This window comes from Endozoicomonas sp. GU-1, assembly GCF_027366395.1.
Classification (GTDB): domain Bacteria; phylum Pseudomonadota; class Gammaproteobacteria; order Pseudomonadales; family Endozoicomonadaceae; genus Endozoicomonas.
The window spans coordinates 2995556-3020691 of record NZ_CP114771.1 but is presented as its reverse complement, the minus strand read 5'-3'; the positions used below and the strand labels follow the sequence as shown (position 1 = coordinate 3020691).

The window sequence follows — 25136 nt, the reverse complement described above, 5'->3', positions numbered from 1 at the left end:
ACCAACGCCGTCGGAAGGCGGCTTTAACTGCCCTCCGCAGAGCTCAATCCAGCAAGGATTTTATCCGCCCCCTGTTTCAGCAGTGATTCAGCCACCTGAATACCCGCAGATTCATACTCTTCAGCGGTACAGGTCACTTCACTGCGATAAATGGTCTGGCCATCAGGGCTGCCGACCAGGCCTCTGAGAAATAGACGGTCTCCGTCCAGTTCTGCAAATCCGCCAATCGGGACCTGACAACCACCGTTCAGTCGTCTGTTCATGGCCCGTTCAGCACCCACCCGGATGGCCGTGTGCTCGTCGTGCAAAGGGGCAATCAGTTGTCTGGTTTGCTCGTCATCCTGGCGTAACTCAATACCGACGGCACCCTGTCCGGCCGCTGGCAGGCTCACCGTGGTATCCAGGTAACTGCGAATGCGGTCAGCCATCGCCAGTCGAATCAATCCTGCGGCTGCCAGGATGATAGCGTCATATTGACCGTCATCCAGTTTGGCCAGACGGGTATTCACATTACCCCGCAGAAACTGAATGGTCAGATCAGGACGGGCAGCCAGTATCTGACACTGCCGGCGCAGGCTTGATGTGCCAACAACGGCACCCGGTGGGAGTTCGTCCAGAGAAGCATAGTGATTGGAGACAAAGGCATCCCGTGGGTCTTCCCGCGGGCAGATAACCCCAAGACCAAGCCCTTCGGGAAACTCCATGGGGACATCCTTCATGGAATGCACCGCAATATCGGCACGACCTTCCAGCAGCGCATTTTCCAGCTCTTTGACAAACAGCCCCTTGCCACCAATTTTCGCCAGTGGCGCGTCCAGAATGCGGTCGCCCTGGCTGGTCATTTTGACCAGTTCGACCCGGATATCCGGATGATGGTGTTCCAGCTGCTGTTTGACATATTCCGCCTGCCACAGGGCAAGGGCGCTTTTACGGGTGGCGATACGAACGGTTTTCACAGGATTGATGGCTTCTATTGTTCAAACAGTTGTGAGAGATAATACGACAGACCGGCTTTAAGAGACAGAGGCAGGCTCTGTTGGCCAAGCAGAGCCCGGAAGGGAGGTCAGACGTTACAGGGATTGCATGATTTTTTTGATCAACGGCACATGACGTCGGCTGATGGACAGTGGCTGTGGCACCTCCCTGAGATGGATAAAACAGTGCCCCTTATCATCCCGGGACAGACTTTCAATGGCATCACGGCGCACCAGCGCATTTCGGTGAATTCTGACAAAGTGCTGGCTGTGGTCTTCTTCCAGGGTTTTGAGCGAATCATCAATCAGCACTTCACCCTGGCGATGATGGACCGTCACATATTTATTATCCGCCATAAAGTAGAGCACATCATTCAGGGGAACCAACTCGATACCGCGCAGGGTTTTGGCGGCGATATGGCCCTGCGCCTGATGCTCTGGCAGATGGTCGTTCAGCCAGGCCAGTTGCAGACGATTCACTTTGCTGGCACGTTGTAATGCCTGATGCAAATGGTCCTGACGAATCGGTTTCAGCAGGTAACCCACGGCCTGGGCATCAAACGCTTCCAGGGCATGATTGTCATAGGCGGTGCAGAAAACCACGGCCGGTGGCTGGTCCATGGCGCTGATATACCTGGCAGCCTCCAGCCCGCCCATTACGGGCATACGAATGTCCATCAATACGATATCGGGGTGGTACTGGCTGCACAGATCGATGGCATCCCGTCCATTGCTGGCCTCATGTTCAAGCACCATAAAGTTATCAATCCGGCCAATCAGGTGTCTCAGCCGTTCCCGGGCCAGTGGCTCATCATCAACAATCAGGACATTCATTGTTCAGTGATCGGTTCCCGTCAGTAATTTATCAATGTTCTTATCAAATTTGTAAATCAACAGCGTTGTCCCATTGGCAGGGATAGCGCACCTGCGCCGTGTACCATTTGACCCCGGAATGCTCCCGGATATCCGTAGTCAGGCTGGCTTTGCTGCCATAGAGCATCGCCAGGCGGGAACGGATATTGTTCAGGGCAATCTGATTGCCCTTGGAAATGGTCTCAGTATATGGCATCGGATTTTCTACAGAAATCTGAACCATTTGCTGATCAATGTTGATGCTGATGGTAATGAAGCCACCGGCCTCCAGCGGCTGAATGCCATGGTAAATGGCGTTCTCCACCAAAGGCTGCAAGGTAAAGGGAGGAATAGACAGCCTGTGCGGAAGTTCACCAACCAGCCACTTGACCTCAAGGCGCTCACCCAGCCTTTGCTGCTCGATTCTCAGGTAACTTTCGCTGATCTGTATCTCTTTCTGGATGGGGACGACCGCACTCTTGTTCTGACCGGGATTTTGCAGGCTGGCCCTGAACAGGTCTGACAGGTCTTCCACCGCCTGCTCTGCTTTTTCAGGGTTGACCTGAATCAGGCTGGCAATAATGTTCATGGAATTAAACAGGAAATGCGGGCGCATCGTCGCCTGCAATGAGTCGAGGCGGGCATTGTGGATAACCTGTTGCTGCAAACTGACTTCATACTGAATGTAAAAATAGCGCAGCAGCATGGCCGAGATAATCAGTGCCGCCAGCAGATTGCGGTTGACCTGCTGCCAGTCCGGTGCAAAGTGAACAGGCGACAGCAAGGTCTGAGAGAGCAACGTAAGCAGCAGCGTAATGATCTGTACGCCCAACAGAGAAATCATAACCGACTGCCAGATGGGAAGCCCCTTCAGGAAAGGCCTGGCCAGATAGAGAAAGGCGCTGCTGGAGAGCACAATCCACTGAACAAACAGTGACAGCATGGCCAGTCGTGTCCAGCTGAAGTCGACCTCGCCAGGCAGGGCAAGCACCTGAACCAGGACAAACAACTCAGAAATCAGCACCAGCATAAACACCGACTGACCTGACCCAAGGTCGGGGAGAAAAAGTCATCTTTGTTGTGCCGGGGCTGGATCATCATAGGGCGGCTCTTGTTCTCAATGCTAAGTACTTATTTGAGAACCCGTTTTTATCAGGGGCTGTTTATCTCAGGCGGCCTCTCAGGTAAAAGGCAGTTCATTATTGTTATCGGAAGTCTGTCTATTCTCTTGCCCGGAAGGAGGCTGTGGGCGATGCAATCAAGCCATGACACCGATATAATGCCTCCGCTCACAACGCGCCAATGCCGGAGCGGTATTGATTGTACGTTCGTCTTTAAAAAATGAGAACCGGGTGGGGAAGAGATTAATGTCGGCAAGCCATTCAGCAGATCAGGGTGAAAAGCACAGTAACCACAGCTCTAATCAACAATGGGGTGGGCGTTTCAGCGAAGGTGTCGATGCCTTTGTTGCCCGTTTTACCGCTTCTATTGATTTTGACCGACGCCTTTATCGCCACGATATTCAGGGGTCAATGGCCCATGCCCGGATGCTGCACCGGGCGGGTATTCTGAGCGAAGATGAACTCAATGCCATTATCTCTGGCCTTGAAGGTATTCTTGAGGATATTGAGCAGGACCGTATCGACTGGTCCATTGAGCTTGAAGACATCCACATGAATATCGAGGCTCGCCTGACGGATCGCATTGGCGCTGCCGGCAAAAAACTGCACACCGGGCGCTCCAGAAATGACCAGGTCGCTACCGACATTCGTTTATGGCTGCGTGATGAGATTGACGCCATATCAGCAGAACTCAAGCGCCTGCAGCACGGCCTGCTGGTGGTTGCCGAGCGTGAAGCCGACACCATCATGCCAGGCTTTACCCATCTGCAAACAGCGCAGCCTGTGACCTTCGGTCATCACCTTATGGCCTGGTATGAGATGCTGGTGCGTGACGATGAGCGCCTGCAGGACTGCCGCAAGCGTGTTAATATCAGCCCTCTGGGTGCTGCTGCACTGGCAGGCACCACCTACCCTGTTGATCGGGAATATACGGCTTCTGCCCTTGGTTTTGAGCGCCCTTCCCGCAACTCTCTGGACTCCGTCAGTGACCGGGACTTTGCCATTGAGTTCTGTGCCGCCGGGGCCCTGATCATGACGCATTTGTCACGCATGTCTGAAGAACTGGTGCTGTGGACTTCAGCGCAGTTTAACTTTATTGACCTGCCAGATCGCTTCTGTACCGGCTCTTCCATTATGCCGCAGAAGAAAAACCCCGATGTGCCGGAACTGGTCAGAGGCAAAACCGGCCGGGTCAATGGCCATCTGGTGTCATTGCTGACCTTGATGAAATCACAACCGCTGGCTTACAACAAAGACAATCAGGAAGATAAGGAACCGCTGTTTGATACGGTGGATACCCTCAGGGATTGTCTGCGGGCGTTTGCTGATATGGTGCCGCATATTCAGGCCCGCAAAGAGAACATGCTGGAAGCCGCTCGCCGGGGTTTCAGTACCGCTACCGATCTGGCGGATTACCTGGTGCGCCGTGGCATGCCCTTCAGGAATGCCCATGAAGTGGTGGGTAAGGCCGTGGCCTTTGGTATTCAGGAAGGCCGGGACCTGTCTGAGATGACGCTGGCGGAGCTTCAGGTTTTCTCCGATACGATCGGGCAGGATGTATTTGATGTCCTGACGCTGGAAGGCTCGGTAAGCGCCCGTAATCATCTCGGTGGTACAGCGCCAGAGCAGGTCCGGCAGGCTGTGCTGAATGCCCGTAAAACACTTTAAAGTGTGGCGGTGGCCTTCTATTCCCATGAAAACCCATGGGAATAGATCAACCGCCATGGTTGATATACTTTTGAGCCGTTGTTAAACCCATGAGCTTGTTGTTACACCAGATTGTTCTGCGCCAGGCAGAACGTTCGCCTTCCTCGAAAGCCCTGGGCTGCAAAGACCAGTGGTTTGATTACCAGACCGTTTCCCGACAGATTCGTTCGGTGGCCGCCGGGCTGCAAAAGCTGGGTCTGATGCAACATGAACGGGTGGCAATCTACCTGCCTAAAACGCCGGAAGCGGTCTTCAGCTACTTTGGTGCAACGGCCGCCGGTGGCGTTATGGTGCCCGTCAATCCGGTGCTGAAAGCGCCCCAGGTCTTTCATATTCTCAAAGACTGCAATGTTCGTGTGCTGATGACGAACAAAGCCCGCTATCAGCAGCTGGAAGCTGAAATTCACCAGTGCCATGACCTTATGCAAGTGATTCTGGTTGATGGTGACCTTGCTGATGAGGACCTGGTCAATAATCCCTTGTCTGATAGCGCTTTCGGTCATCGACAATCCGCCAACCCAATGAACTGGGCAAATTTCCTCAAGCCCTGTGCCTGGTGGGAACCGGTGTCGTCCATTGATGCGGATATGGCGGCAATTCTTTATACCTCCGGCAGCACAGGAAAGCCCAAAGGCGTTGTGTTGTCACACCGTAATATGGTCACGGGGGCCAGCAGTGTTGCCCAGTATCTGGGCAATACACCGGAAGACCGCCTGCTCTGTGTTTTGCCCTTCAGTTTTGATTACGGTTTCAGCCAGCTGACAACGGCATTTCTGGTGGGTGCCAGCTGTTATCTACTGGAATACCTTCTCCCCAGGGATGTCATTAAAACGGTGGAGAAACAGCAGATCACCGGGCTAGGCCTGGTTCCGCCACTCTGGGTTCAGATAGCCGATCTGCCCTGGCCACAAGGGGCTGGTGACAGTCTGCGCTACTTTACCAATACCGGTGGTGCCATGCCGACGGCCACCCTGGCCTTACTGCGACAGCGTTTTCGCCATGCCAAACCTTACTTGATGTATGGTTTGACCGAGGCATTTCGCTCCTGCTTTCTTCCTCCTGAACAGATTGATTTACGACCCGGGTCTATGGGGAAAGCCATTCCCAATGCGGATGTGATGGTGATCAATGAGCTGGGTGAGATCTGTGGACCCCATGAACCCGGCGAGCTGGTGCACCGTGGTGCCCTGGTCAGCATGGGCTACTGGAATGATCCGGAGCGAACCGCTGAACGCTTCCGGCCTGCACCCTGTGCCATACCGGGAATTCCGGGCAAAGAGCTGGCCGTCTGGTCCGGTGATATTGTTCGTAAAGACGACAATGGATATATTTATTTTGTCGGTCGTCGTGACGATATGATCAAAACATCCGGTTATCGGGTCAGCCCAACGGAAGTGGAAGAGGTGGTTTATTCATCCGGGCTGGTGGCAGAAGTGGCGGCTATTGGTGTCCCGCACTTCCGTTTGGGGCAGGCCATCGTTCTGGTCGTAGTGAGCAGCAGTGAAATCGATGAACCCTCATTGATCCGCCACTGCCAGCAATGCCTGCCCGCTTATATGGTTCCCATCCGTGTTATCCAGCAAACGACACTTGCCAGAAATCCCAATGGTAAAATTGATCGCAAGCCGCTACTGGAAGCCTACCGGAGGCTGTTTCAGGACGAGGAGGCACCTGTTTCGTGAATGATCTTGGGCAAAAGAAAATGACTAAAGGACATCACCGGCTGGCCAGTCTTCAGTCCAGGGATAATCAGTTACTGATTGCCGGGTATACCGCTGCTGATCTGGTGACGATTGCCGGCTCTTCACCCTGCTACATCTACGACCGGCAGGCCCTGACCCAGAGAGTCGCCCAGTTTCGTCAGCAGATGCCCGCAGAGCTGAAGCTTCACTACGCCATAAAAGCCAACCCGATGCCCGCCGTCGTGGGCCATATGGCACAGTGTGTGGATGGGCTGGATGTTGCTTCCCACCGGGAAATGCTGGTTGCCCTGGGGACCGGTATGGCGGCGGCCAATATCAGTTTTGCCGGGCCGGCCAAGGGAGAACATGAACTGAGAGCCGCCGTTGCGGCGGGTATTACCATCAATATCGAGTCCCCCCTGGAGTTGCAGCGGCTGTACCTCTGTCACCAGCAGCTGGGTATTCGCCCCCGTATCGCATTTCGGGTGAATCCGGACTTTGAGTTAAAGACCTCCGGCATGAAAATGGCCGGCGGCCCCAAACAGTTTGGTATAGATGCTGAACAAATGCCGTCTATTCTGGCGGGGCTTGATTTGGATAAACTGGACTTTCAGGGTTTCCATATTTTTTCTGGCTCGCAGAATCTCAAGGCAGAGTCTCTGATTGAGTGCCATCAGCAAACCTTTGAGCTGGCCGCCAGGCTGGCCGACCTGGTTCGAGCCCCGGTCAGGCATATCAATATCGGTGGCGGCCTGGGCATTCCTTACTTCCCTGGAGAACAGACGCTGACAATGGCAGGTATGGCCGAAAACCTGCAGTACCTTCTGGATCATCGTCCGGATTCGCTCAAGTCATCAGAGGTGGTGATGGAGCTTGGGCGCTGGCTGGTGGGGGAGGCGGGGTATTATATTTGTCAGGTGACGGATAAAAAAGAATCCCGTGGACAGGCCTTCCTGATGACCAATGGCGGACTGCACCATCACCTGTCCAACTCCGGCAACTTTGGTCAGGTCATCCGAAAAAATTACCCGGTAGTTCTGGCCCATTGCCTTGACAGTGGCGAACAGGAAGTGGTCGAGATTGTCGGACCGCTCTGTACGCCTCTGGATGTTGTCGGGGCAAAACTGGCATTGCCAAAAGCGGAGGTGGGAGACTTTATCGTGGTTCTGCAATCGGGTGCTTATGGCGCAACCGCCAGCCCACAGAAGTTTCTCGGGCATCCCGAAGTGGTGGAGTTGTTATTGTGAGCAGAGCCAGGCCGGAATTAATCTGGCCTGGAAATAACCATCAGGCAATTGCCCCAGCTGCATTCACATAGGAAAGAACAGAGCCTACGGTTTCGAACAGTTCCGCGTCCAGATCATCGTCATTGACGGCAATGCCAAAGGTTTCCTCAATTGCGGTAATCAATCCAACCACGGCCATGGAGTCGAACTCCGGAAGGGCTCCCAGCAGTTCAGTCTGTTCATTGAACTCACTGGTATCCAGCTTGAGAAGATCTGCCAAAATGGCGTTCATTTGTTCCAGCTTGGTCATTTATCATCCCGAGGGGTAAAAATCGGCCACTTTAGGCATTTTCCGTCTATGGCGCAACTGTGGTCGTCTGCATGGAATAAACGGAAACTTCTATGTTGTGATAAGGATTAACGTTCGATCTGTGACTCAAGTGCCCGCCAGACAACATCCGGTGTCATCGGTGCAAAAATTCCGGGATTGGTGGCAGGAAACTCGCCGGTTGGACAGTGTTCAAGGGTCAGGTGTTTCTGTCCCGTGCCATAAGCACCGACTTTTACCGGGCTGGTGGGCCCATAGAGCGAGACCGCCGGTGTTTCCAGTGCTGCCGTTAAATGTCCCAGGCCGGTATCAACCGCAACGGCTGCCCGGGCTGCACAAATCACGCCAGCAACCTCAGCCAGTGACAGCTTCGGCAGCACGGTGGCCTGGCCGCTGGCATTGGCAATGCGCTCTGCCCTGGCCTTTTCATGGTCATTACCCCAGGGCAATACGACCTGAAGACCGGCCTGATTCACTTTCTGCGCCAACTCACACCAGTAGTTTTCAGGCCAGTGTTTGGTCGGCCAGGTGGTTCCGTGAACAAACACCACATACGGCTTGTCCTTAATCAGCCCTTTGGGGAATTGGTCTCTGTTCAGCAGAAACTGACCCGGTGTTTTCGGTAATACATAGGCCAGCGATTTGGCAAAGAGCTGGCGAACACGCTCAACGGCATGCTGTTCCAATGGAACCGATTGTGGGAACTGGTAAAAACGGCTGGCAATCGGCTCACGGGCAGACTGTTTATCCAGCCCAAAGCGAGGACCTTTGGCTTTTCTGGCAATGAAAGCGCTTTTTAACAGCCCCTGGGCGTCAATCACGGCATCGTAGTTACTGGCACCCAGGGTTTTTTTGAACTGCTGCCACTCCCCGGATTTCCAGGTTTGCAGCAACGACTTGCGCCAGCGGCGCACAGCGACAGGAATCACCCGGTCAACCGCGGGATGCCAGGCTGGAATCTCGGCAAAACTCTCTTCCACCACCCAGTCAAAACGAAGGCCGGGTATGGCTGATGCTGCATCGGTCAGTGCCGGAAGGGTGTGGATGATATCCCCCATAGAGGAAGTTTTTACCACCAGAACGTGCCTTGGTTCAGTCAACGGGCGTTACCTCCTTCTTCGACCAGCGTTATTTCTGGATGCTGTTCATGGTGACCGTCCTGGTCGGTCGTCAGATGAGCGATGGCAGCCAGAACCTTGTCTGGAGACAGTTGCTTCATGCAGTTCATATGTCCGAGCGGGCACTCCCTTTTGAAACAGGGGCTGCAATCCAGCTTCATAGACAGTGTTTCACTGTTTTTGTTCAGTGGCGGTGTATGATCGGGCGACGTTGATCCGTAAACCGCCACCAGGGGCCGATTCAGGGCTGCCGCTATATGCATCAGGCCAGAGTCATTACTGACCACAGCGCTGGCAAAGGAGAGCAGGTCGATGGCATCCGCCAGCGATGTTTCACCGGCCATGTTATGGCAGTGCTGCTGCAATGCATCAGGCAGGCAGCTTTTTATTTCAGCGGTGACCGCTTGATCTTTGGCTGAGCCAAACAGCCAAACTTGCCATCCCTGTTCAGCAAGGGAGCGTGCCACTTCGGCGTAGTAACCGGTTGGCCACTGCTTGGAGGGGCCAAACTCAGCACCCGGGCACAGTGCCAGAATGGGCCTGTCGGTGTGCAGGTGGTAGCGGCCAGGGACTTTGCTGGCGGTATTACTGTTTACCTGAAGTGCAGGAATCGGCAGAGGCTCCGGTAGTGAAGTACCCTCCGGATAGGCCAGGGCGACAAACCGTTCCACCATCAGTGGGTATTGACTTTTATCCAGCCTGCGAATGTCGTTCAGTAGCCCGTAGCGCATTTCACCGCGCCAGCCAATACGGTGCCTGATGTTGGCCCAGAGGGGCACCAGTGCTGATTTGAACGAGTTGGGTAAGGCGATGGCGTGTGTGTAGCCTTCCGCTCTCAGACTTTTGCCCAGCTGGTAGCGGGCTTTAAGCCCCAGTTTGCCATGACCCAGGGGCATATCAATCCCCCTGCGAACTTCAGGCATACGCTCAATGATCGGCAGGCTCCAGGCGGGAGCGAGTACATCGATGATGGCATCAGGGTGTTGTTGTTTCAGGGCAATAAACAGCGTTTGTGCCATTACCATGTCCCCTACCCATGAGGGACCGACGATCAGATATTTCATCCCGTCTGGACTTCCTTATAGTGAATGGGAGGGAATTATAAGCGCTGTTTACGCAGGTAAAAAGTGACCGGTTAATGAGTAAGGCTCTCCGGGGGTGGAGAGCCTGGATGGGCTGAACTGGTCAACAGTTTGAAAGGGGTGTCTTTACAGCTGTTGCAGCCAGCCGATGGGAGCAAGAAAGCACGCCTTACTGAAAATACTTGTGCAGAGCATCGTCAGTGAAGTCAGTTTTTTGCATTAAGAAAAAAACATCATCCGGGAACTTTTCCATCACTGGATGGATCAATGACGCCAAGTATTTTTTGTACACATTTCCAATGTACTTTTATGCAACATCATCGAGGCCTGTTTATGATTCAGCAACCTATTCAGCAGCCCATTCAACAACCAATTTGTGACAGCGCTTCCCAATGTTCAGGGAATGGCGTCGAATATTCCTGGCTCGGCCATGGCGTTGCGGTTGCTAAAGCATTTGCGAAATCATTGATTCCGATGGAAGATCCTCACTTCAGTATTAATCCCGATAAAGCACTGGAAGGTATTGGGCGACTGGCCACGGCAACTATCGTGCCGTTGAGTCCCATCCTTTTCATAGCGAAAGATATTGCCGATGCCTGGTTCGCCAGCTGTGTGCCCGGGCCTGATGCCAAACCGGAATTACCACAGACATCAAAAGCAACCGGGGAAGAGGCGCAGGAAAAAGAACCCGGCTCGAAAGACGCACCCCTTCAACAGCCATCCGCAGCCCGCTATCAAGGGAGTCAGGGAACCAGAGGACTGCTTGCACTTGGCACGCTGGCCAGCTCTTTTCACTATGCCAATTCGGATGCTATTGCCGATTGTCCACAACCCATAAAGATGCCCATAAAGATTAATGATACGAAAACCCTGGACAAGATTGGTCGAGATCCCTGCTATCCACTGGACGGTACATACCAACAGACTGAGGATATTGTTGTCACTCAAGACTTTCAATCCATTGGCAATAAGACCGATCCATTCACCGGGCAGTACGATGGGCAGTGCCGTACCATCAGCGACCTGCCTGACTGTCTGGTTGACACTCTGAAAGGCCGCATCAGTGAGCTTCAATTGACTGGTGCCAATATAATAAATTCCACGAAGGTGACTGGGGTAGCAGCCTGTGTTGTTGATATTAATGGCACAGTCAGTGGTGTCCGGGCTGAAAATGCTCGTGTTTCCACTTGGGGTTACAGAGCTTACGCGGGCATTGGGGGAGGGGAGGTTAAAGGAACGGTTGCCAACACCACGGCGGTGGACAGCACGGTTGAAACCTCGGGTGAACGTGCATACGCCGGCATCGGGGGGGGGGCTGGTTCACGATGGAGGAATGGTTGCCAACACCACGGCGGTGGACAGCATGGTCAAAACCAACAAGGGTAAATTTGCACATGCCGGCATTGGAGGGGGGTGGGTTTCCGGAATGGTTGCCTACACCACGGCGGTGAACACCACGGTCAAAACCGACAAGGGTCAAACTGCACACGCGGGCATCGGGGGGGGGGGGGGATGGTTGAAGTTGGAGGATCGGTTGCCAACACCACGGCGGTGAACAGCACGGTCGAAACCTTGGGTGAAGGTGCATGCGCAAGCATCGGGGGTGGGGCGGTTTTCGAGCAAGGAACGGTTGCCTGCACCTCGGCGGTGGACAGCACAGTCGAAACCTCGGGTAATTATGCACACGCCGGCATTGGGGTAGGGCAGGTTACCGATGGAGGAAAGGTTGCCAACACCACGGCGGTGAACAGCACGATCGAAACCTCGGGTGAACATGCATTCGCAGGCATCGGAGGGGGGGCGGTTTACGATCAAGGAACGGTTGCCTGCACCACGACGGAGGACAGCACGGTCGAAACCTCGGGTAAAAATGCATACGCCGGCATTGGGGTAGGGTTGGTTACCAATGGAGGAACGGTTGCCAACACCACGGCGGTGGACAGCAAGGTCGAAACCTTTGGTGAACGTGGATACGCTGGCATCGGGGGAGGGCTGGTTTCCAATGGAGGAACGGTTGCCAACACCACGGCGGTGAACAGCACGGTCGAAACCTCGGGTAAATATGCATACGCCGACATCAGAGGAGGGAAGGTTCATGATGGAGTAACGGTTACCGGCACCACGGCGGTGAATAGCTATGTCATCATGAAAAAGGATTTTGGACCTGAACCCAATGAGCAGCTTCTTTGCCAAAAAGCTGACCCACGTGTGTTAACAGCCAATTGCGCTTCGGGAACTGAATTTCCGGATGCGTTGGATTTTTCGTACGGTGATGTTTGCCCGGTAAATGACGCTACAGCGTCAACAACCGCTTCGGCGTCAACGGCCACTACAGAGTCAACAGCGGCGGCGTTAGCAGCCGCCACAGTGTCAGCAGACGCTACAGCATCAACAGCCGCTACGGCGATCATTACCACAGGTACCCTTGTGGCAGCGGTCGGATTGGGGATTGTCGGCTATTCAACCTATGAGTGGATTACCGGTTACCGGCACGGGTTGCGTGGTAAGGAGCTGGCGAAGAAACCCCTGACTCGTGGTAAAGAACTGGCTAGCGCTGCGGTCAACTCGGTATCACAGCGTATTCAGGGAACCAGGGAACGAATGAACAGGCAGAGAGTTCCTACACATAAACCAGACCATGAAATGAGCCAGGTAGTGACTGACAGAGTAACTGAGCTGGACAAACGTTTGTAACTTATTTATTCAGACAGTCCCCTGTATTGGAGCCTTTAAAAAAGGCAACCGTCACTGAACAGTCACCTTTTCCTGGCACCAGAATGTCAGAACGATCAGGCTGTTGCTGACTCTTCCTGTTTTCCCTCTACAGGGTTCATCAATCTGATCAGCTCAGGAGCCTGTCACAAACATATTGCAACCATCGCATTACGCTTCCGGAACCGCTTTCAAAGTAGCCACCAGCAGATCCCAGAACCTGGCAACGCTTTTGATATTTACTTTTTCATCCGGAGAGTGCGGGAAGCGGATGGTAGGGCCAAAGGAGATCATATCCCACTCTGGATACTTGCTGCCCAGCAGGCCACATTCCAGACCGGCATGAACCACTTGTACGCCGGGTTCCTGACCATAAAGCTCCGCATAAACCTGTTTCATAATAGCCAGAATCTGAGAGTCAGCATCTGGTTTCCAACCCGGGTAGCTGTCGGAGAAGATGACTTCGGCACCCAGCATTCGGAACAGACCGGCGACAGCATCACTCAGGGCATCATTACAGCTGCCCACCAGACTTCTTGGCAGGATATGGGCTTTGATCTGGCCTTCATTGATGGTCAGAACCCCCAGGTTTAAAGAGGTTTCTACCACGCCTGCAATGGCGTCACTCATTCTCTGGGCACCATTTGGACAGGCATTCACCGCAGCTACCCAGCGGTTCTGATCCTGCAGAGACATCAGCTCGGCAGCGGGCGCAGCCTCACTCAGAGTCAGTGTCAGGTTGGGCTCCACCACCGCCAATTCGGCAGTCAGCTCATTGCTGCACTGGTCAATAATTTGCTCACATGTCTCCAGTGATGACTCAGGAATGGCAATGACCGCAGACGCTTCACGGGGAATGGCATTGGCCAGGGAACCACCGGTCAGGCTGGCAATACGCACACCTTCTGCCTCCAGACGGTGCAGGACACGGACCAGCAATTTGATGGCATTGCCCCTGCCCAGATGAATATCACACCCGGAATGGCCACCTTTGAGTCCGGCAATGGCCAGGGTTTTGCAGGTCAATCCCTCCTGAACGGCTTCAGTCGTGTAATCCCCGTTAATCTCGATACGGGTACCACCGGCGCAGCCAATGTAGAGTTCGCCCTCATCTTCAGTATCCAGGTTGAGCAGGATCTTGCCGGTCAGAACACCCTGCTGCAGCCCCTGAGCGCCGATCATTCCGGTCTCTTCAGTCGCGGTGAACAGCGCTTCAACAGGGCCATGCTGCAAGTCTTTGGCAGCTAATACGGCCAGTGTTGCCGCCATACCGATGCCGTTATCGGCACCGAGGGTGGTGCCTTCGGCAGTCACCCAGTCACCATCGATATAGGCTTTAATCGGGTCAGTGGGGAAGTCATGAACGGTATCGTTATTTTTCTGAGGCACCATATCCATGTGGCCCTGAAGAATAACACCGGCACGGTTTTCCATACCGGGTGTTGCCTTTTTGCGAATAATGACATTGCCTGCCGCATCGGACTGCCACTCAAGATTGTGCTCTTGGGCAAAGCCAATCAAATGCTCACGAATCTGTTCTTCATGGAACGAAGGGTGAGGTATGTCACATATAGCGGAAAAGTGTTGCCATAGCGCGTTGGGCTGCAGTTCGTGGATAGCGCTCATTTAAGACTCCAGGGCTAATAATAATGACTGCTGTGTCGGAATATTTATTTGCAGTCGTCGTATAGTGAGGGTGCCGGGGGTAAACATCAATGAGGGTTTTCTACCTTTATATCGTGCAAAACAGTGGTCAATGGTGGCAACAGGCAAGCCTACGGGTGAGTCCGCCATTTTGCAGGGAACGATGCTGGAATACAGCTGTCTGAAAAGTGCAACAAACGTTATTGACTGGATATTATTTTGGACGCAATCTCCAGGCCCCAATCGGGTGCTCAACTTGACAGCAACATGAGTGTTGATGATGTAACAGAGCTTCTGGGGGAGGTTTCATTCAATCATCGTGAAACCAGGGTTACGACTGGATTAGTACCTGAGACAACCTCACAAACGGATGTTGCCATGGTTTTGGACTCCTCCCCCCGTGCTGTTCCGGTAGTTGACCGAGCAGTCTCTATGCCGTCTGATGGGGGTTTTGCTTATTCACCGGCCGATACGGGCTTGCGGTTGGAGTATTTGCACAAGCATCCTATTGCAGAAGGGTTAAATAGGGATCCTGACCATTCAGCCCTCATTAAGCAGCTGTGCGATGCCACATCAGATCGTGAAAAATTATCTTTATTTGAACAATTACAAGTATCGGTTGAATGCAAACATGGTTCCAATAAATTGATTGTAATGTGTCTTCTTCGGCATTTATCAAAGTACACTGACCTGGCAAAGGAAGCATTTCGTCTGATCAATAATTGTGATCAGTTTTCAAGCATTAACGGTAATATTGATGAGCGTAGCCTGCTATTTAATGTTGGTATTCTGGACGCTCTCTATAGCCAGTTAACGGACTTGTCAAAGCTATTAAAGGGAGAGCTGTGTACGGAATCGGTTTCACTAATTCATTATACCAATATGATTTTTCCTGAGCCCATGTTTGCTCTTGATGTCATGAACCCTCGTCAACTCTCCGGTTATGGGGAAGATCCGTCTCATCACAAGGAGCAAATAGTTCTAAGGCGTAAATGGGGTCCTGCTGATACTCGTTTAATCAAATTGATAACGATGATTTCTCGTTACCGTGAAACTGAACTCTGTATTTATGCCAGCATTTCTCAAGCCTCAGCAAACTATCTTAACGATTATCTAAGAGTGAATAATATTGACCGATTGTTTCTTCCTATGGCGGGATCCGGTTATTTTTCTAAAAGTATGATGGAAGCAGGCATGCCCTCAACCTGCTTTGATATCAATCCACCGGAAAGAACCTATACCAGGGTAAATAAAGCGGATGTGTTTGTCAGCGTCGACAAGTTTGCCAAAATACTGGCTTCGACTGGTGGTAACATGGACTCATCAGCATTGGTACTTGATGCGCCGCAGCCCGTTTTCATGGATAACGGGCGCTGGGTGGACGCGGCTGAATTTCTTCCCAGGGTCATTAAGTCCTGGTTTGATCGGGGAGGTAAGAATTTGCTGGTCATTTCTGAGGCCAGTGATCAGGAGTTGCTGTTCTCTTCCAAAGCATTAACCAAAATGGGAATAGCCATGATACCGGTGATACCGGGCTTTCCTCCTGAGATATTTCAAAGCCTGGGGGAGCATGTTGGTGTTTGTGGTCTTTATCGGATTGATAAAAGATAAGTGGTTGATAGCCTGCTGCTGTGCTCTCATTGTTTGACGTCCAATAGAGACCGCAAAACTCTGGCGAGACCGACTTTTTCTCCTATTATTCCAGTTGGAATATAAGTCACTGTCAGGGTGTCTCGGTAATGAAACTCTACGACGTTTATGTGCAGAAGTTAGTCAGATGGTCTTCCGCTGTCTTGCTGGCATTCACGGTGTTTGTGGCTGAAGGGGCTTATATCGGCCCCGGATCAGGGGTTAGTTCCATACCTGACTCCGGTGATGGTACGACAACCGTCGCCGCTATCCTGAAGAATCCTCAGGACGACAGGCGGGTCGTCCTCAGGGGTAATCTGGTCCGAAAAGTTAAACATGAGACTTACCTGTTTAACGATGGTACCGGTGAAATCATCGCGGATATTGATGATAACGACTTTCCACCGCAACCGATAACTGCCAATACCACAGTAGAGATTATTGGTGAGGTGGATGTTGATCGGGTATCCGCCGTTGAAATAGATGTAAAGTCTCTGCGAATTATCAGCAAGTAGGGTAGCAATGGTTCAACCACTCAGGGTTCTCTTTGCGTTTGCCACGGACCTGATCAAAATACATGGACTGAAGCTTTTCAGTAACGGGGCCGCGCTTGCCGCAGCCAATCTTGCGCCCATCGTGTTCACAAATAGGCATTACCTCTGCAGCCGTGCCGGTAAAGAATGCTTCACGGGCAATATATACTTCATCACGGGTAATGCGTTTTTCCCGGACTTCCAGCCCAAGCTCCCGGGCAAACCGGATGATGGTGTCCCGGGTAATGCCTTCCAGGCAGGAAGTCAGTTCCGGGGTATAGAGAATGCCATCTTCTTTCACAATAAAGACGTTCTCACCACTGCCTTCCGCCACATAACCCTCGTTATCCAGCAGCAGGGCTTCTTCACAGCCACTGTCCAGTGCTTCCCGCAGCGCCAGCATGGAATTCATGTAATTCCCGTTGGCTTTGGCCTTGCACATGGTGATATTTACATGGTGTCGTGTATAGGAAGAGGTACGAATTTTGATGCCACGCTCAAGCGCTTCCGGCGACATGTAAGAAGGCCAGTTCCAGGCAGCAACCATGGTGTGAACCTGAAGGCCCTCGGCTCTTAACCCCATACCCTCAGAGCCCAGGAAGCACATTGGCCGCAGGTAGGCTTCGTCCAGCCCATTCTCACGAACGACAAGCTTCTGTGCTTCGTTCAGTTCTTCTTTGCTGAAGGGGATTTCCATTCTCAGGATGTGGGCGCTGCGAAACAGGCGGTCGGTGTGTTCCTTCAGACGGAAAATGGCAGGTCCTTCTGGCGTGTTATAGGCTCTGACACCTTCAAAAACCCCCATCCCGTAATGAAGGGTGTGGGTCAGCACATGGGTTTTGGCTTCACGCCAGGGAACTAACTTCCCATCTAACCAGATAACGCCATCACGATCGGCGAAAGACATCGGGAAACTCCAGATCTAAATTATTTTGTTGGTGAAAGAGTCTGAAGTGACTATTGGATCACAACTTTTCTCTGATGCCAAAGAGTGATTGTCCACGGCAGGGGATTGCAAAATTCTCAAGCGTTATCATTTTACCGGAACCAGCTGCACAGGTTTCAGATCTTTTCAGAATATTCTAACGATTAAGCCATTTCTAATTGAACCGATCGAGTAATTTGTGGTCAGAAGTACTTTGCTAGTTCATCAAAAAATTTAAACAGGAGCTATTGCTAATGAACCTGGATAATTCTTTCGGTTACTTACCGGGCGTAGGTGATCCTTCTCGATATGGGGAGGTTGATCATCAGGAACCGGTACTGATTTATGATCGGGATCGGCAGCAAGACCTGTCCGGTAAAGTATTCAGAACAACCAGCGGAGCATTGTTTCGATGTAAACCTGAGAATTTGAAGGAAATTGAGAGCAGAATGTACTGTGGCGAATGTTCGAAGGGTAATAAACATATCATGGAAGGCAGGCCTTTGCATCACAGGGAGATCGTTAACAACGCCATCATTGATGTGCGACCCAAAGACGCATCAATACTCCCATCACTGGAGGGATATACTTTAGCATCTGACCTGCAGTGTTTTATAAAGGCAGATCCTATTAATTACCAGAAGTATGATGAGCATGAAGAACTGACCGCTCTTTCCCGGCGCCTCATAGTATATTGTGCGAAGGACCATAATGGTGATGAATGTCGTCAGGCCGTGGAGTTAAGCTATTTGCCTGACCATTATCATGGCGAACATCATGGATGCTTTCCTCCCCCGGTAGTTGCACCGCAGGGACTCTATCCAACAGAGGATTTGATGACATTTGACAGCCTCCCAGAGAGGGCAGCTGGATCCGAGGATGAACAAAGTATGGTTCAGATGCAGTTAATGTCGGGCATGAAAATACTTGAACATCTGCAAAAGACAAACGAGCAGCTGGTTGAAAAAATCAGTCAACAGAATAAAACGATAGAACAACTTCAAAGAAATGTAGGAAACCTCTCGGTAACCTGCGCTGATAGTAAAATTCAAATAGAGGAATTGCAGGAACAGCGCACGGATGGAACGTTTTTATGGAGAATAGACAACTTCAGAGAAGCCATAGACAAGGCAAGTATCGACATAGAAACATCGTTTGACAGTCCGGTTTTCTATTCGGCACCGGAAGGATACAGGATGAAGGCAACAATATTTCCAAATGGCGATGGTAAGGGAAAAGGCACCCACATCAGTCTGTTTATATCAATTATGAAAGGCATGTATGACGACATTCTGACGTGGCCGTTCGATCAAACTTTATCCTTTGAAATAGTTGGGGAAGGAAAAGAAGTTTTGGGAGTAAATAGAACGGAACCCGACCGGACGATCCCAAGCTTCCAAAAACCGGAGAGCATGAATAGAGCTGTTGGTTGCGATAAATTTATGGCAATCAATGATCTTACACACATGCTTCCGGGTGGCAGTCTATTTATCAGGATCAACGTCGGTGAGAAGGCCAGTGGCAGTTAGCAAAATTGGCTAAAATCCTCACCACCACCATCTTTGGCTTACGCAGGTGCGCACAAAGTCAGGAGCACGTAAAGTGCTCCACGGGGTGGCCATCCACGGGGTGGCCATCCACGGGGTGGCCATCCACATGGCGGCCACCCCGAGAGTTTGCAAATAATCAATTAACCGTTGGTTGATTCCCGCTCATTTCATACAGTCTGCCCAGATAGCCATAACAGCCTGACGCAAATAGTTGTCAGTGGTATCGTCTACTTCAGGCACCTCGTTCTGTAATGCTTTTTGATGAATACAGAACCGGAAGGTTTTATAAGCCTCCCGAAGCTGGTGGGCGTCGTCATGTTTCAACAGGCCAGCAAGCTCCAGTTCTTCAGAGATCCGCACGTTGTCGGTCCACTTCAACAGCGACGGGTACTGGCTGGAGTAGCGCAGAACGGCAAACTGCATCAGAAACTCAATATCAACGATGCCGCCCGGGTCATGTTTTAAATGGAAGACTTCACCGCTATTGACTGAAGAGGATGTTGTCCTCAGGTGTTCCCGCATTTTCTGGCGCATATCCACAACATCATCACGGAGTTTGTTAACATCCCGTTGCTGGCTGAGAATCGCTGATCTGAGGTCTGCAAACTGCTGTGCAAGTGTTGGGTCACCGGCAATCACACGGGCACGAACCAGGGCCTGGTGTTCCCAGGTCCATGCTTCCTCTTTTTGGTATTTCTCAAAGTAAGTGAAGGAGTTGACCAGCAATCCTTTCGAGCCGGATGGGCGCAGTCTCATGTCTGCATCATAAAGAATACCCGAGGGTGTCTGCGTGGTCAGAATATGGATGATTCGCTGGCCCAGGCGGGTATAGAACGTGGTGCTGTCAATGGCCCTGGGGCCATTGGTCTCTTTATTGGTACCGCCACTATGGATGAAGACCAGGTCAAGATCAGAGCCGGGGCCTAACTCAATACCACCCAGCTTGCCGTAACCAACAATAATGAAGCCGGGATCACACAGGTTGCCGTCAGCATCCCGGGGCATGCCATATTTTTCGACCAGGTTGCGCCAGGCAATGGCCAGAACGGCATCAAGAATCACTTCAGCAATCCAGGTCAGGTAGTCACTCTCTTTCATCAACGGCAGGGTGCCGGATACCTGGGCAGCCGTCACCCGTAAGACATGGGCCATTTTGAAGTGGCGCAGAACTTCCATCTGGTTCTCAAGATCATCTTCCGGAATATGGGCGAGCTGTTGGCGCAGCTCGTCGGCCAATGCTTCTTTTTCCGGTGGATTATAGAGGTCGCCAAGATTGAGGAACTCATCGAGAAGTGCTGGGAATCGGGCAATCTGTTCAGCAATCCATGGGCTGGCAATACAGAGTTTGCCAAGGTGCTCCAGGGCGGCAGGGTTCTCGATCAGCAGAACCAGATAAGCGGTTCGACGCAGCACTGCCTCAATCAGCGGAAGAATTCGCAGTAAAAAAGTATCAGGTTCAGTGGCGTTGGCGGCCACTCCCAGCAACAGTGGGATGAACTTATCCAGACGGTCACGGCTCTGCCTTCTGACCCGGGTAATGGCTTTGCCATCTCGCAGGGAAATCAGTCGCTGCCATGAGGCATCGACATTGTTAAAGCCCTCCCGGGCCATCAGCTGCTGTTCTTCTTCCTCGCTCAGTTGGCCAAGCCAGAGAGCTTGCCACTGGTCACTATGAGTATCTTTGGTATTGGTGGTTTCAGGGTCAGCAATAACCGCATCAAAGTGAATGGTGACCCGGTGACGGTGGTCTTCCAGCGTGTCCAGTAATCCAGACCAGTCTTTTTGACCCATGCTGAAGGCGACCCGTACCTGAGCTTCCGGGTTTTTTGGCAGATCCTGAGTCTGCCGGTCGGCAATGGCCTGAATGGCATGTTCAAGGTTACGAAGGAAGGTATAAGCGGCTTTCAGCTCATTGGCCTCGTCAGGCGAAAAATAGTGTTTGCTCTGTAGTATTGATAGAACCGTCAGCAGGTTGCGCTCCTGAAGACTGCGGTCACGCCCGCCATGTATTAACTGGAAAGACTGAATGATGAACTCAATTTCACGAATGCCACCCGGCCCCAGCTTGATATTGCTCTCCATGCCTTTGCGTTTCACTTCCCGGCGGATCAGCTGCTTCATTTCCCGCAGGGCGCTGATGGAGCCAAAATCAATGTAGCGACGATAAACAAAAGGACGCAGCTGGCTGAGCAGCAGCTCGCCTTCGGGCATGTTGCCGGCAACCACCCGGGCCTTGAGCATGGCGTAACGTTCCCAGTCCCGCCCCTGATCCTGATAATACTGCTCCATCGCTGCAAAGCTCATGGCCAGTGCGCCGCTGGAACCATAAGGCCGCAGTCGCATATCTACCCGGAACACAAAACCATCGGCACTCTGACAATCCAGCACCTTGATCAGTCGCTGGCCAAGGCGGATAAAAAACTCCTGATTGGTAATGACCTTTTTGCTGCCACGGGTTTCTCCCTGGCAGGGGTAGGTGAAGATCAGGTCGATGTCTGAAGAGAGGTTAAGGTCTCTGGCTCCCAGTTTGCCCATACCCAGTACTACCATGTTCTGGGGAACCGGCTCTTCCCCCGGGATGTTGCTGCCATAGGGCGTTCCCATGCTCTGGCAGCTGTCCTGGTAAAGCCAGTTGAGTGCGCTGTCAATGCAGGCATCCGCCAGGGCCGACATATCCGCTGTGGTTTCCGGCATGCTGACCCGACGATTCAGGTCGAGCCAGATAATCCGGAGCATTTCCCGGTTGCGGTAAAATCTGAGAGCCTTGATCAGGTCCTGCTCATTGTCAACCGTTGCCAGTGCTGTTTGTAAACGCTCCGGGTGGGTTCGGGCTAAGTCAGGGAGTTTGTCATGGTTTTCCAGGATGCTGGCAAGCCACTCGGGGTGATGAATGCACTGCTGCACGGCAAAGTCACTGCCTGCCCAGCAATGGATCAGCTGATCCATCAGCCCGGGACCCAGTTGATCGTTCTGGTCAGGAAAAAGGCTACCAGGAAAACTAAATGACGGGTTGTTATCCACAAACTGTTGCCAGTGAGCAGTGACCACGTTCCTGATTTCTTCAGGAAGAATTTCCGTAGTAGTGTCAGGTGACCTGCAGGCAGTTAATTGTTGACTGAGTTGTGCCCTGAGTGACTCCATAAACCCGCTCTCTTCTGGTTGCTGGTGCCATTTTATGAGAATGGGATGACTATAGCCATATACCCGTTTTCAACGCTGCCCGGATCAGGCCCTCAAACGTTTTTGGCAGTAGCCTGGGTAAATCTTAAACCGTGCAGGGGGCGTTTTTTGCTGGCCAGGCAACATAGCTGGTAAAAGCCGATTGTATCTCAAAGTCTTCAAGCTTCTTGATTTCCTGCTGATAAACAGGTGCGTAGCCAACCAGTCGATAAAGTGGACTGTCGAAATGCGTTGTGACGGAAACAACTTTATCGCCCCGTTTGAATGCTTTTTTGGCGGCAAATACCGACAGTTCATGGGATTGCCCGAACGCTGTGAATTGTCCCAGTGTCCACCCGCTGGTTAGTTCCAGAATCTCCAGGGGAACCAGTCCAACGGTTGGCATGTTAAAATACTGTTTGATTTCAAATATGTCGTTATGGTGCTCCAGGGCAATAACGTGCTCCAGCAGTTGGATATTTTGAGCCATCGTCAACAGCCTTTCAGGAGTAACCTGTTCCTGAAAAGCGGTGGTGAGCATGGCCTGTTCACCAGCTGAGAGTCCGGCAATTAACGTTGCCATCTGCCGCAGGGTAGAAGAAGCCTGGCCAGTGCCAAGCATTTCCTGAAATGCGAAAGGGCTGGATGGCACGGTGAATGGATTTCTATCATGAATCAGGTATTCATGATCCCCCAATTGCTGAATATCTATTTTTGCGTATGGGCTTTGGTCTAACAGATCGTCCCAAAGGCCATGGGCCACCACGGCTTTCAGTGTTGTTACCGTCAGACCGGCTTCTCTGCTGAGAAATGCCAGTGCCAGTAAATGAGAGTATCTACCATGCAGGAAGTTGCCTGACCAGGTGCTGTCGGTGAAACCTGATTTTTCAATGAGAGAATTGGCGATCTCTGCAGGAACATAGCCAATAAACTCCGGGGCATCTTGCAATTGCAGACCTCCCCGGGCCAGTTCTCCCAGAACATTAGATAATGCGCCCCGGATTTTAGGGGCTGTGGCTTTGACAAAAATTTCCCCTTTCATGCCATCGGGATGAGAATAACGATATTTCTGTGCGTTGCAGACGGTCTCAGCATCCTCTACGGCACTGACTTTGACTTGCTTTTCAATGTTTGCTTTTTGCTCTGTGGTCAGTTCAAGATTAATAAAACCTTCCTTTACCACCAGATAGTCCTGAAGCTGTTTTGCGTCCAGCTCTGCAACCAGCTCTTCAGACAGCAAATGCCTGAGTTTACTGCCGACCAGATCGAAAAAAACACATTGAGCAGGGTAATCGAACAGTTTAAGTTTGCAGAACTTGTATTGATCTTGTTGACAGCTATTGAGTGCTTCTATGTTCTTCTCTTTCATGGTTGTGCCGTGAGAAAGAATCTCGGCAATATGCCGGGCAAGTTGCAAACCGACAATATGTTTTGACTGGTCGGTGAAAAAGGTTCCCGGAAGGAGCAACGATTTAAGGTCAATACGTGATAAGTCCCAAAATACATTGTTATTGCACTTGACAAGAATGGGGCCCGGATCACTGATCGATCGTTCGCCCAGGGGGATCTCTTCCACTGACCTGTAACCGGCACGATGGGCAGAGGTATGACGAACTCCACCAATAGAAATTTCTTTATTATTATGACGTACCGGTTGAGTTACTTTTTTATTAGACTCTAATGCGGATTTAAACATCGGTGTTTCTAACAGTGAAACACTATCCATACTTACACGTTTTATAATCTCATTAATTTAATAGATAGGGCACCTTTGATTATATTTAATTTGAAAAGTTCATAATATTCAGGTTTATTATTTTTAGTGGTCATTTTTGTTTCAGAGGGACGAGCCCGTTTTGTTGTTTGCCAAGTTGATTTCCCGACTTCCTTTTAAGGTGATCTATTTTATTTCCTATTTTTTTTATTTGTTCGCCTTTTATCTCTCCAAATATCGAACAGGAACTGTGCACAAGAATTTGCGACAGGCTTTTCCGGAAAAAAGGGAGGCGTATATTGCTGATGTGGCCAGACAGTTCTACCGGCATCTGTCGGACCTTGCCTTTGAAGTGATCAAGGCCCACAGCATGAGCGCAGAAGCGTTTAAAGAACGCTGTTCAATTGTTGGCGCTGATGCCCTGGAGGCGGCATCCCGGGAAAGGTCCAGGCCAATCATTGTGTTAACCATCCATCAGGGTAATTGGGAGTGGATGCTCCATAGCGTGTCGCAACACCTTGGTGTGCCTATTGATCCGGTTTACAAGCCTTTGCACCACAAAGGCTGGAATCAGTTTATCCATGAGATTCGCAGCCGCTTTCATTCCCGCCCCATTCCGATGAAACAGGCCGGGCGGGACATTCTTAAGGGCAAAAATGGTTTCCGGCTGTTTGTGATGCTGGCCGATCAAACTCCGGCAGAAGGCGAGCGCAGTTACTGGGTCCCTTATCTCAATAAAGAAGCACCTTTTTACCTTGGAGCCGAAAAAATTGCCTTACTGACCCAATACCCGGTCTTTTTTGCCCAGTGTCGACGACTAAAGCGCGGCTATTATGAACTTGAATTTAAAGCGCTGGCTCTGCCCCCTTATGAAAATACCAAAGACGAAAATCACCATCCGATTATTGATGCTTATGTCAGCGCTGCACAGGCCGCTATCTATGAACAGCCGGAAACGTTTCTCTGGAGCCATCGTCGCTGGAAACGAAGCCGGAAAAGTGATGATTAGTACACAGTCCTGCCAGGCTTAGCCCGGATATTTCATAAACTGCCCCGAATCTCGCGCAGGACTTTGTCGCTCTAAGGGATTTTGTGAAGGAGCGCCGTACCGGGGAGTACGGTCGACTGAACAAAACTCCCTTAGAGCGACAAAGGACAAGCGAGAGCGGGAGCACGTTTA

The 25136-nt window shown here is 51.6% G+C and carries 21 protein-coding genes; 10 read left to right on the top strand and 11 right to left on the bottom strand.

Going from position 1 to position 25136, the window contains the following annotated elements; genetic code table 11:
• Positions 1–23 precede the first annotated feature (23 nt).
• The 3 genes from hemC to O3276_RS12345 form a co-directional block, all read right to left on the bottom strand.
• A complete protein-coding gene (gene hemC / locus O3276_RS12355; RefSeq protein ID WP_269675894.1) occupies positions 24–956 on the bottom strand; it encodes a hydroxymethylbilane synthase in 933 nt (310 codons plus the stop codon).
• A gap of 114 nt (positions 957–1070) precedes the next feature.
• Positions 1071–1808: a LytR/AlgR family response regulator transcription factor gene (locus O3276_RS12350; RefSeq protein ID WP_269675893.1), complete on the bottom strand. Its 738-nt coding sequence runs from the start codon at positions 1806–1808 to the stop codon at positions 1071–1073.
• Positions 1809–1851: 43 nt separating this feature from the next.
• Positions 1852–2856: a sensor histidine kinase gene (locus O3276_RS12345; RefSeq protein WP_269675892.1), complete on the bottom strand. Its 1005-nt coding sequence runs from the start codon at positions 2854–2856 to the stop codon at positions 1852–1854.
• Positions 2857–3193: 337 nt separating this feature from the next.
• On the opposite strand from O3276_RS12345, the gene argH reads away from it, so the two are divergent.
• The 3 genes from argH (at position 3194) to O3276_RS12330 (ending at position 7583) form a co-directional block, all read left to right on the top strand.
• Positions 3194–4615, top strand: a complete 1422-nt coding sequence (gene argH, locus O3276_RS12340; protein WP_269675891.1) for an argininosuccinate lyase — start codon at positions 3194–3196, stop codon at positions 4613–4615.
• Between the two features lie 89 nt (positions 4616–4704).
• Positions 4705–6336 carry an acyl-CoA ligase (AMP-forming), exosortase A system-associated gene (locus O3276_RS12335; protein ID WP_269675890.1) on the top strand — a complete coding sequence of 544 codons (1632 nt, stop codon included), beginning with the start codon at positions 4705–4707 and terminating at the stop codon, positions 6334–6336.
• A 20-nt stretch (positions 6337–6356) separates the two neighbouring features.
• Complete coding sequence (locus O3276_RS12330; protein WP_269675889.1) at positions 6357–7583, top strand: pyridoxal-dependent decarboxylase, exosortase A system-associated; 1227 nt, start codon at positions 6357–6359, stop codon at positions 7581–7583.
• A gap of 40 nt (positions 7584–7623) precedes the next feature.
• Here the strand turns inward: O3276_RS12330 and O3276_RS12325 are convergent, their stop codons facing one another.
• The 3 genes from O3276_RS12325 to waaF form a co-directional block, all read right to left on the bottom strand.
• Complete coding sequence (locus tag O3276_RS12325; protein WP_269675888.1) at positions 7624–7872, bottom strand: acyl carrier protein; 249 nt, start codon at positions 7870–7872, stop codon at positions 7624–7626.
• A gap of 107 nt (positions 7873–7979) precedes the next feature.
• Positions 7980–8990: a lipopolysaccharide heptosyltransferase I gene (gene waaC, locus O3276_RS12320; RefSeq protein ID WP_269675887.1), complete on the bottom strand. Its 1011-nt coding sequence runs from the start codon at positions 8988–8990 to the stop codon at positions 7980–7982.
• Positions 8987–10072, bottom strand: a complete 1086-nt coding sequence (gene waaF / locus O3276_RS12315) for a lipopolysaccharide heptosyltransferase II (protein ID WP_269675886.1) — start codon at positions 10070–10072, stop codon at positions 8987–8989. The genes waaC and waaF overlap by 4 nt, the downstream gene beginning before the upstream one ends.
• Positions 10073–10423: 351 nt before the next feature.
• Here waaF and O3276_RS12310 point away from each other — a divergent pair, with 351 nt between their 5' ends.
• The 3 genes from O3276_RS12310 to O3276_RS12300 are packed head-to-tail and all read left to right on the top strand — an operon-like array spanning position 10424 to position 12784.
• On the top strand, positions 10424–11476 hold the full coding sequence (locus O3276_RS12310; protein ID WP_269675885.1) for a hypothetical protein: 1053 nt from the start codon (positions 10424–10426) through the stop codon (positions 11474–11476).
• A complete protein-coding gene (locus O3276_RS12305) occupies positions 11454–11645 on the top strand; it encodes a hypothetical protein (RefSeq protein WP_269675884.1) in 192 nt (63 codons plus the stop codon). Before O3276_RS12310 ends, O3276_RS12305 begins: the two co-directional genes overlap by 23 nt.
• Positions 11603–12784 carry a hypothetical protein gene (locus tag O3276_RS12300; RefSeq protein ID WP_269675883.1) on the top strand — a complete coding sequence of 394 codons (1182 nt, stop codon included), beginning with the start codon at positions 11603–11605 and terminating at the stop codon, positions 12782–12784. Before O3276_RS12305 ends, O3276_RS12300 begins: the two co-directional genes overlap by 43 nt.
• Before the next feature lie 189 nt (positions 12785–12973).
• Here O3276_RS12300 and O3276_RS12295 read toward each other — a convergent pair whose 3' ends face one another.
• Both O3276_RS12295 and O3276_RS12290 read right to left on the bottom strand, forming a co-directional pair.
• Positions 12974–14428 carry an aminoacyl-histidine dipeptidase gene (locus tag O3276_RS12295; RefSeq protein WP_269675882.1) on the bottom strand — a complete coding sequence of 485 codons (1455 nt, stop codon included), beginning with the start codon at positions 14426–14428 and terminating at the stop codon, positions 12974–12976.
• The gene (locus tag O3276_RS12290) at positions 14429–14596 is read right to left on the bottom strand and encodes a hypothetical protein (RefSeq protein WP_269675881.1); all 168 of its coding nucleotides are present in this window, start codon (positions 14594–14596) and stop codon (positions 14429–14431) included.
• A gap of 117 nt (positions 14597–14713) precedes the next feature.
• Here O3276_RS12290 and O3276_RS12285 point away from each other — a divergent pair, with 117 nt between their 5' ends.
• Together O3276_RS12285 and O3276_RS12280 are read left to right on the top strand one after the other, a co-directional pair.
• Positions 14714–16057 (top strand): hypothetical protein, encoded by a 1344-nt coding sequence (locus tag O3276_RS12285; protein ID WP_269675880.1) that lies wholly within the window; start codon positions 14714–14716, stop codon positions 16055–16057.
• Positions 16058–16185: 128 nt separating this feature from the next.
• Positions 16186–16590, top strand: a complete 405-nt coding sequence (locus tag O3276_RS12280; RefSeq protein WP_269675879.1) for a NirD/YgiW/YdeI family stress tolerance protein — start codon at positions 16186–16188, stop codon at positions 16588–16590.
• Here O3276_RS12280 and O3276_RS12275 read toward each other — a convergent pair.
• Positions 16580–17515 carry a branched-chain amino acid transaminase gene (locus O3276_RS12275; protein WP_269675878.1) on the bottom strand — a complete coding sequence of 312 codons (936 nt, stop codon included), beginning with the start codon at positions 17513–17515 and terminating at the stop codon, positions 16580–16582. The genes O3276_RS12280 and O3276_RS12275 overlap by 11 nt on opposite strands.
• 272 nt (positions 17516–17787) lie before the next feature.
• Between O3276_RS12275 and O3276_RS12270 the strand changes: the two genes are divergently transcribed.
• Positions 17788–19062 (top strand): MATH domain-containing protein, encoded by a 1275-nt coding sequence (locus O3276_RS12270; RefSeq protein ID WP_269675877.1) that lies wholly within the window; start codon positions 17788–17790, stop codon positions 19060–19062.
• Positions 19063–19245: 183 nt separating this feature from the next.
• Here O3276_RS12270 and glnE read toward each other — a convergent pair whose 3' ends face one another.
• Together glnE and O3276_RS12260 are read right to left on the bottom strand one after the other, a co-directional pair.
• Entirely contained in the window at positions 19246–22224 is a 2979-nt protein-coding gene (gene glnE, locus O3276_RS12265) for a bifunctional [glutamate--ammonia ligase]-adenylyl-L-tyrosine phosphorylase/[glutamate--ammonia-ligase] adenylyltransferase (RefSeq protein WP_269675876.1), read from the bottom strand.
• Between the two features lie 124 nt (positions 22225–22348).
• Positions 22349–23968 carry a hypothetical protein gene (locus O3276_RS12260; RefSeq protein ID WP_269675875.1) on the bottom strand — a complete coding sequence of 540 codons (1620 nt, stop codon included), beginning with the start codon at positions 23966–23968 and terminating at the stop codon, positions 22349–22351.
• 106 nt (positions 23969–24074) lie between these two features.
• Here O3276_RS12260 and O3276_RS12255 point away from each other — a divergent pair, with 106 nt between their 5' ends.
• On the top strand, positions 24075–24965 hold the full coding sequence (locus O3276_RS12255) for a lysophospholipid acyltransferase family protein (protein WP_332328232.1): 891 nt from the start codon (positions 24075–24077) through the stop codon (positions 24963–24965).
• The last annotated feature ends 171 nt before the right edge of the window (positions 24966–25136 follow it).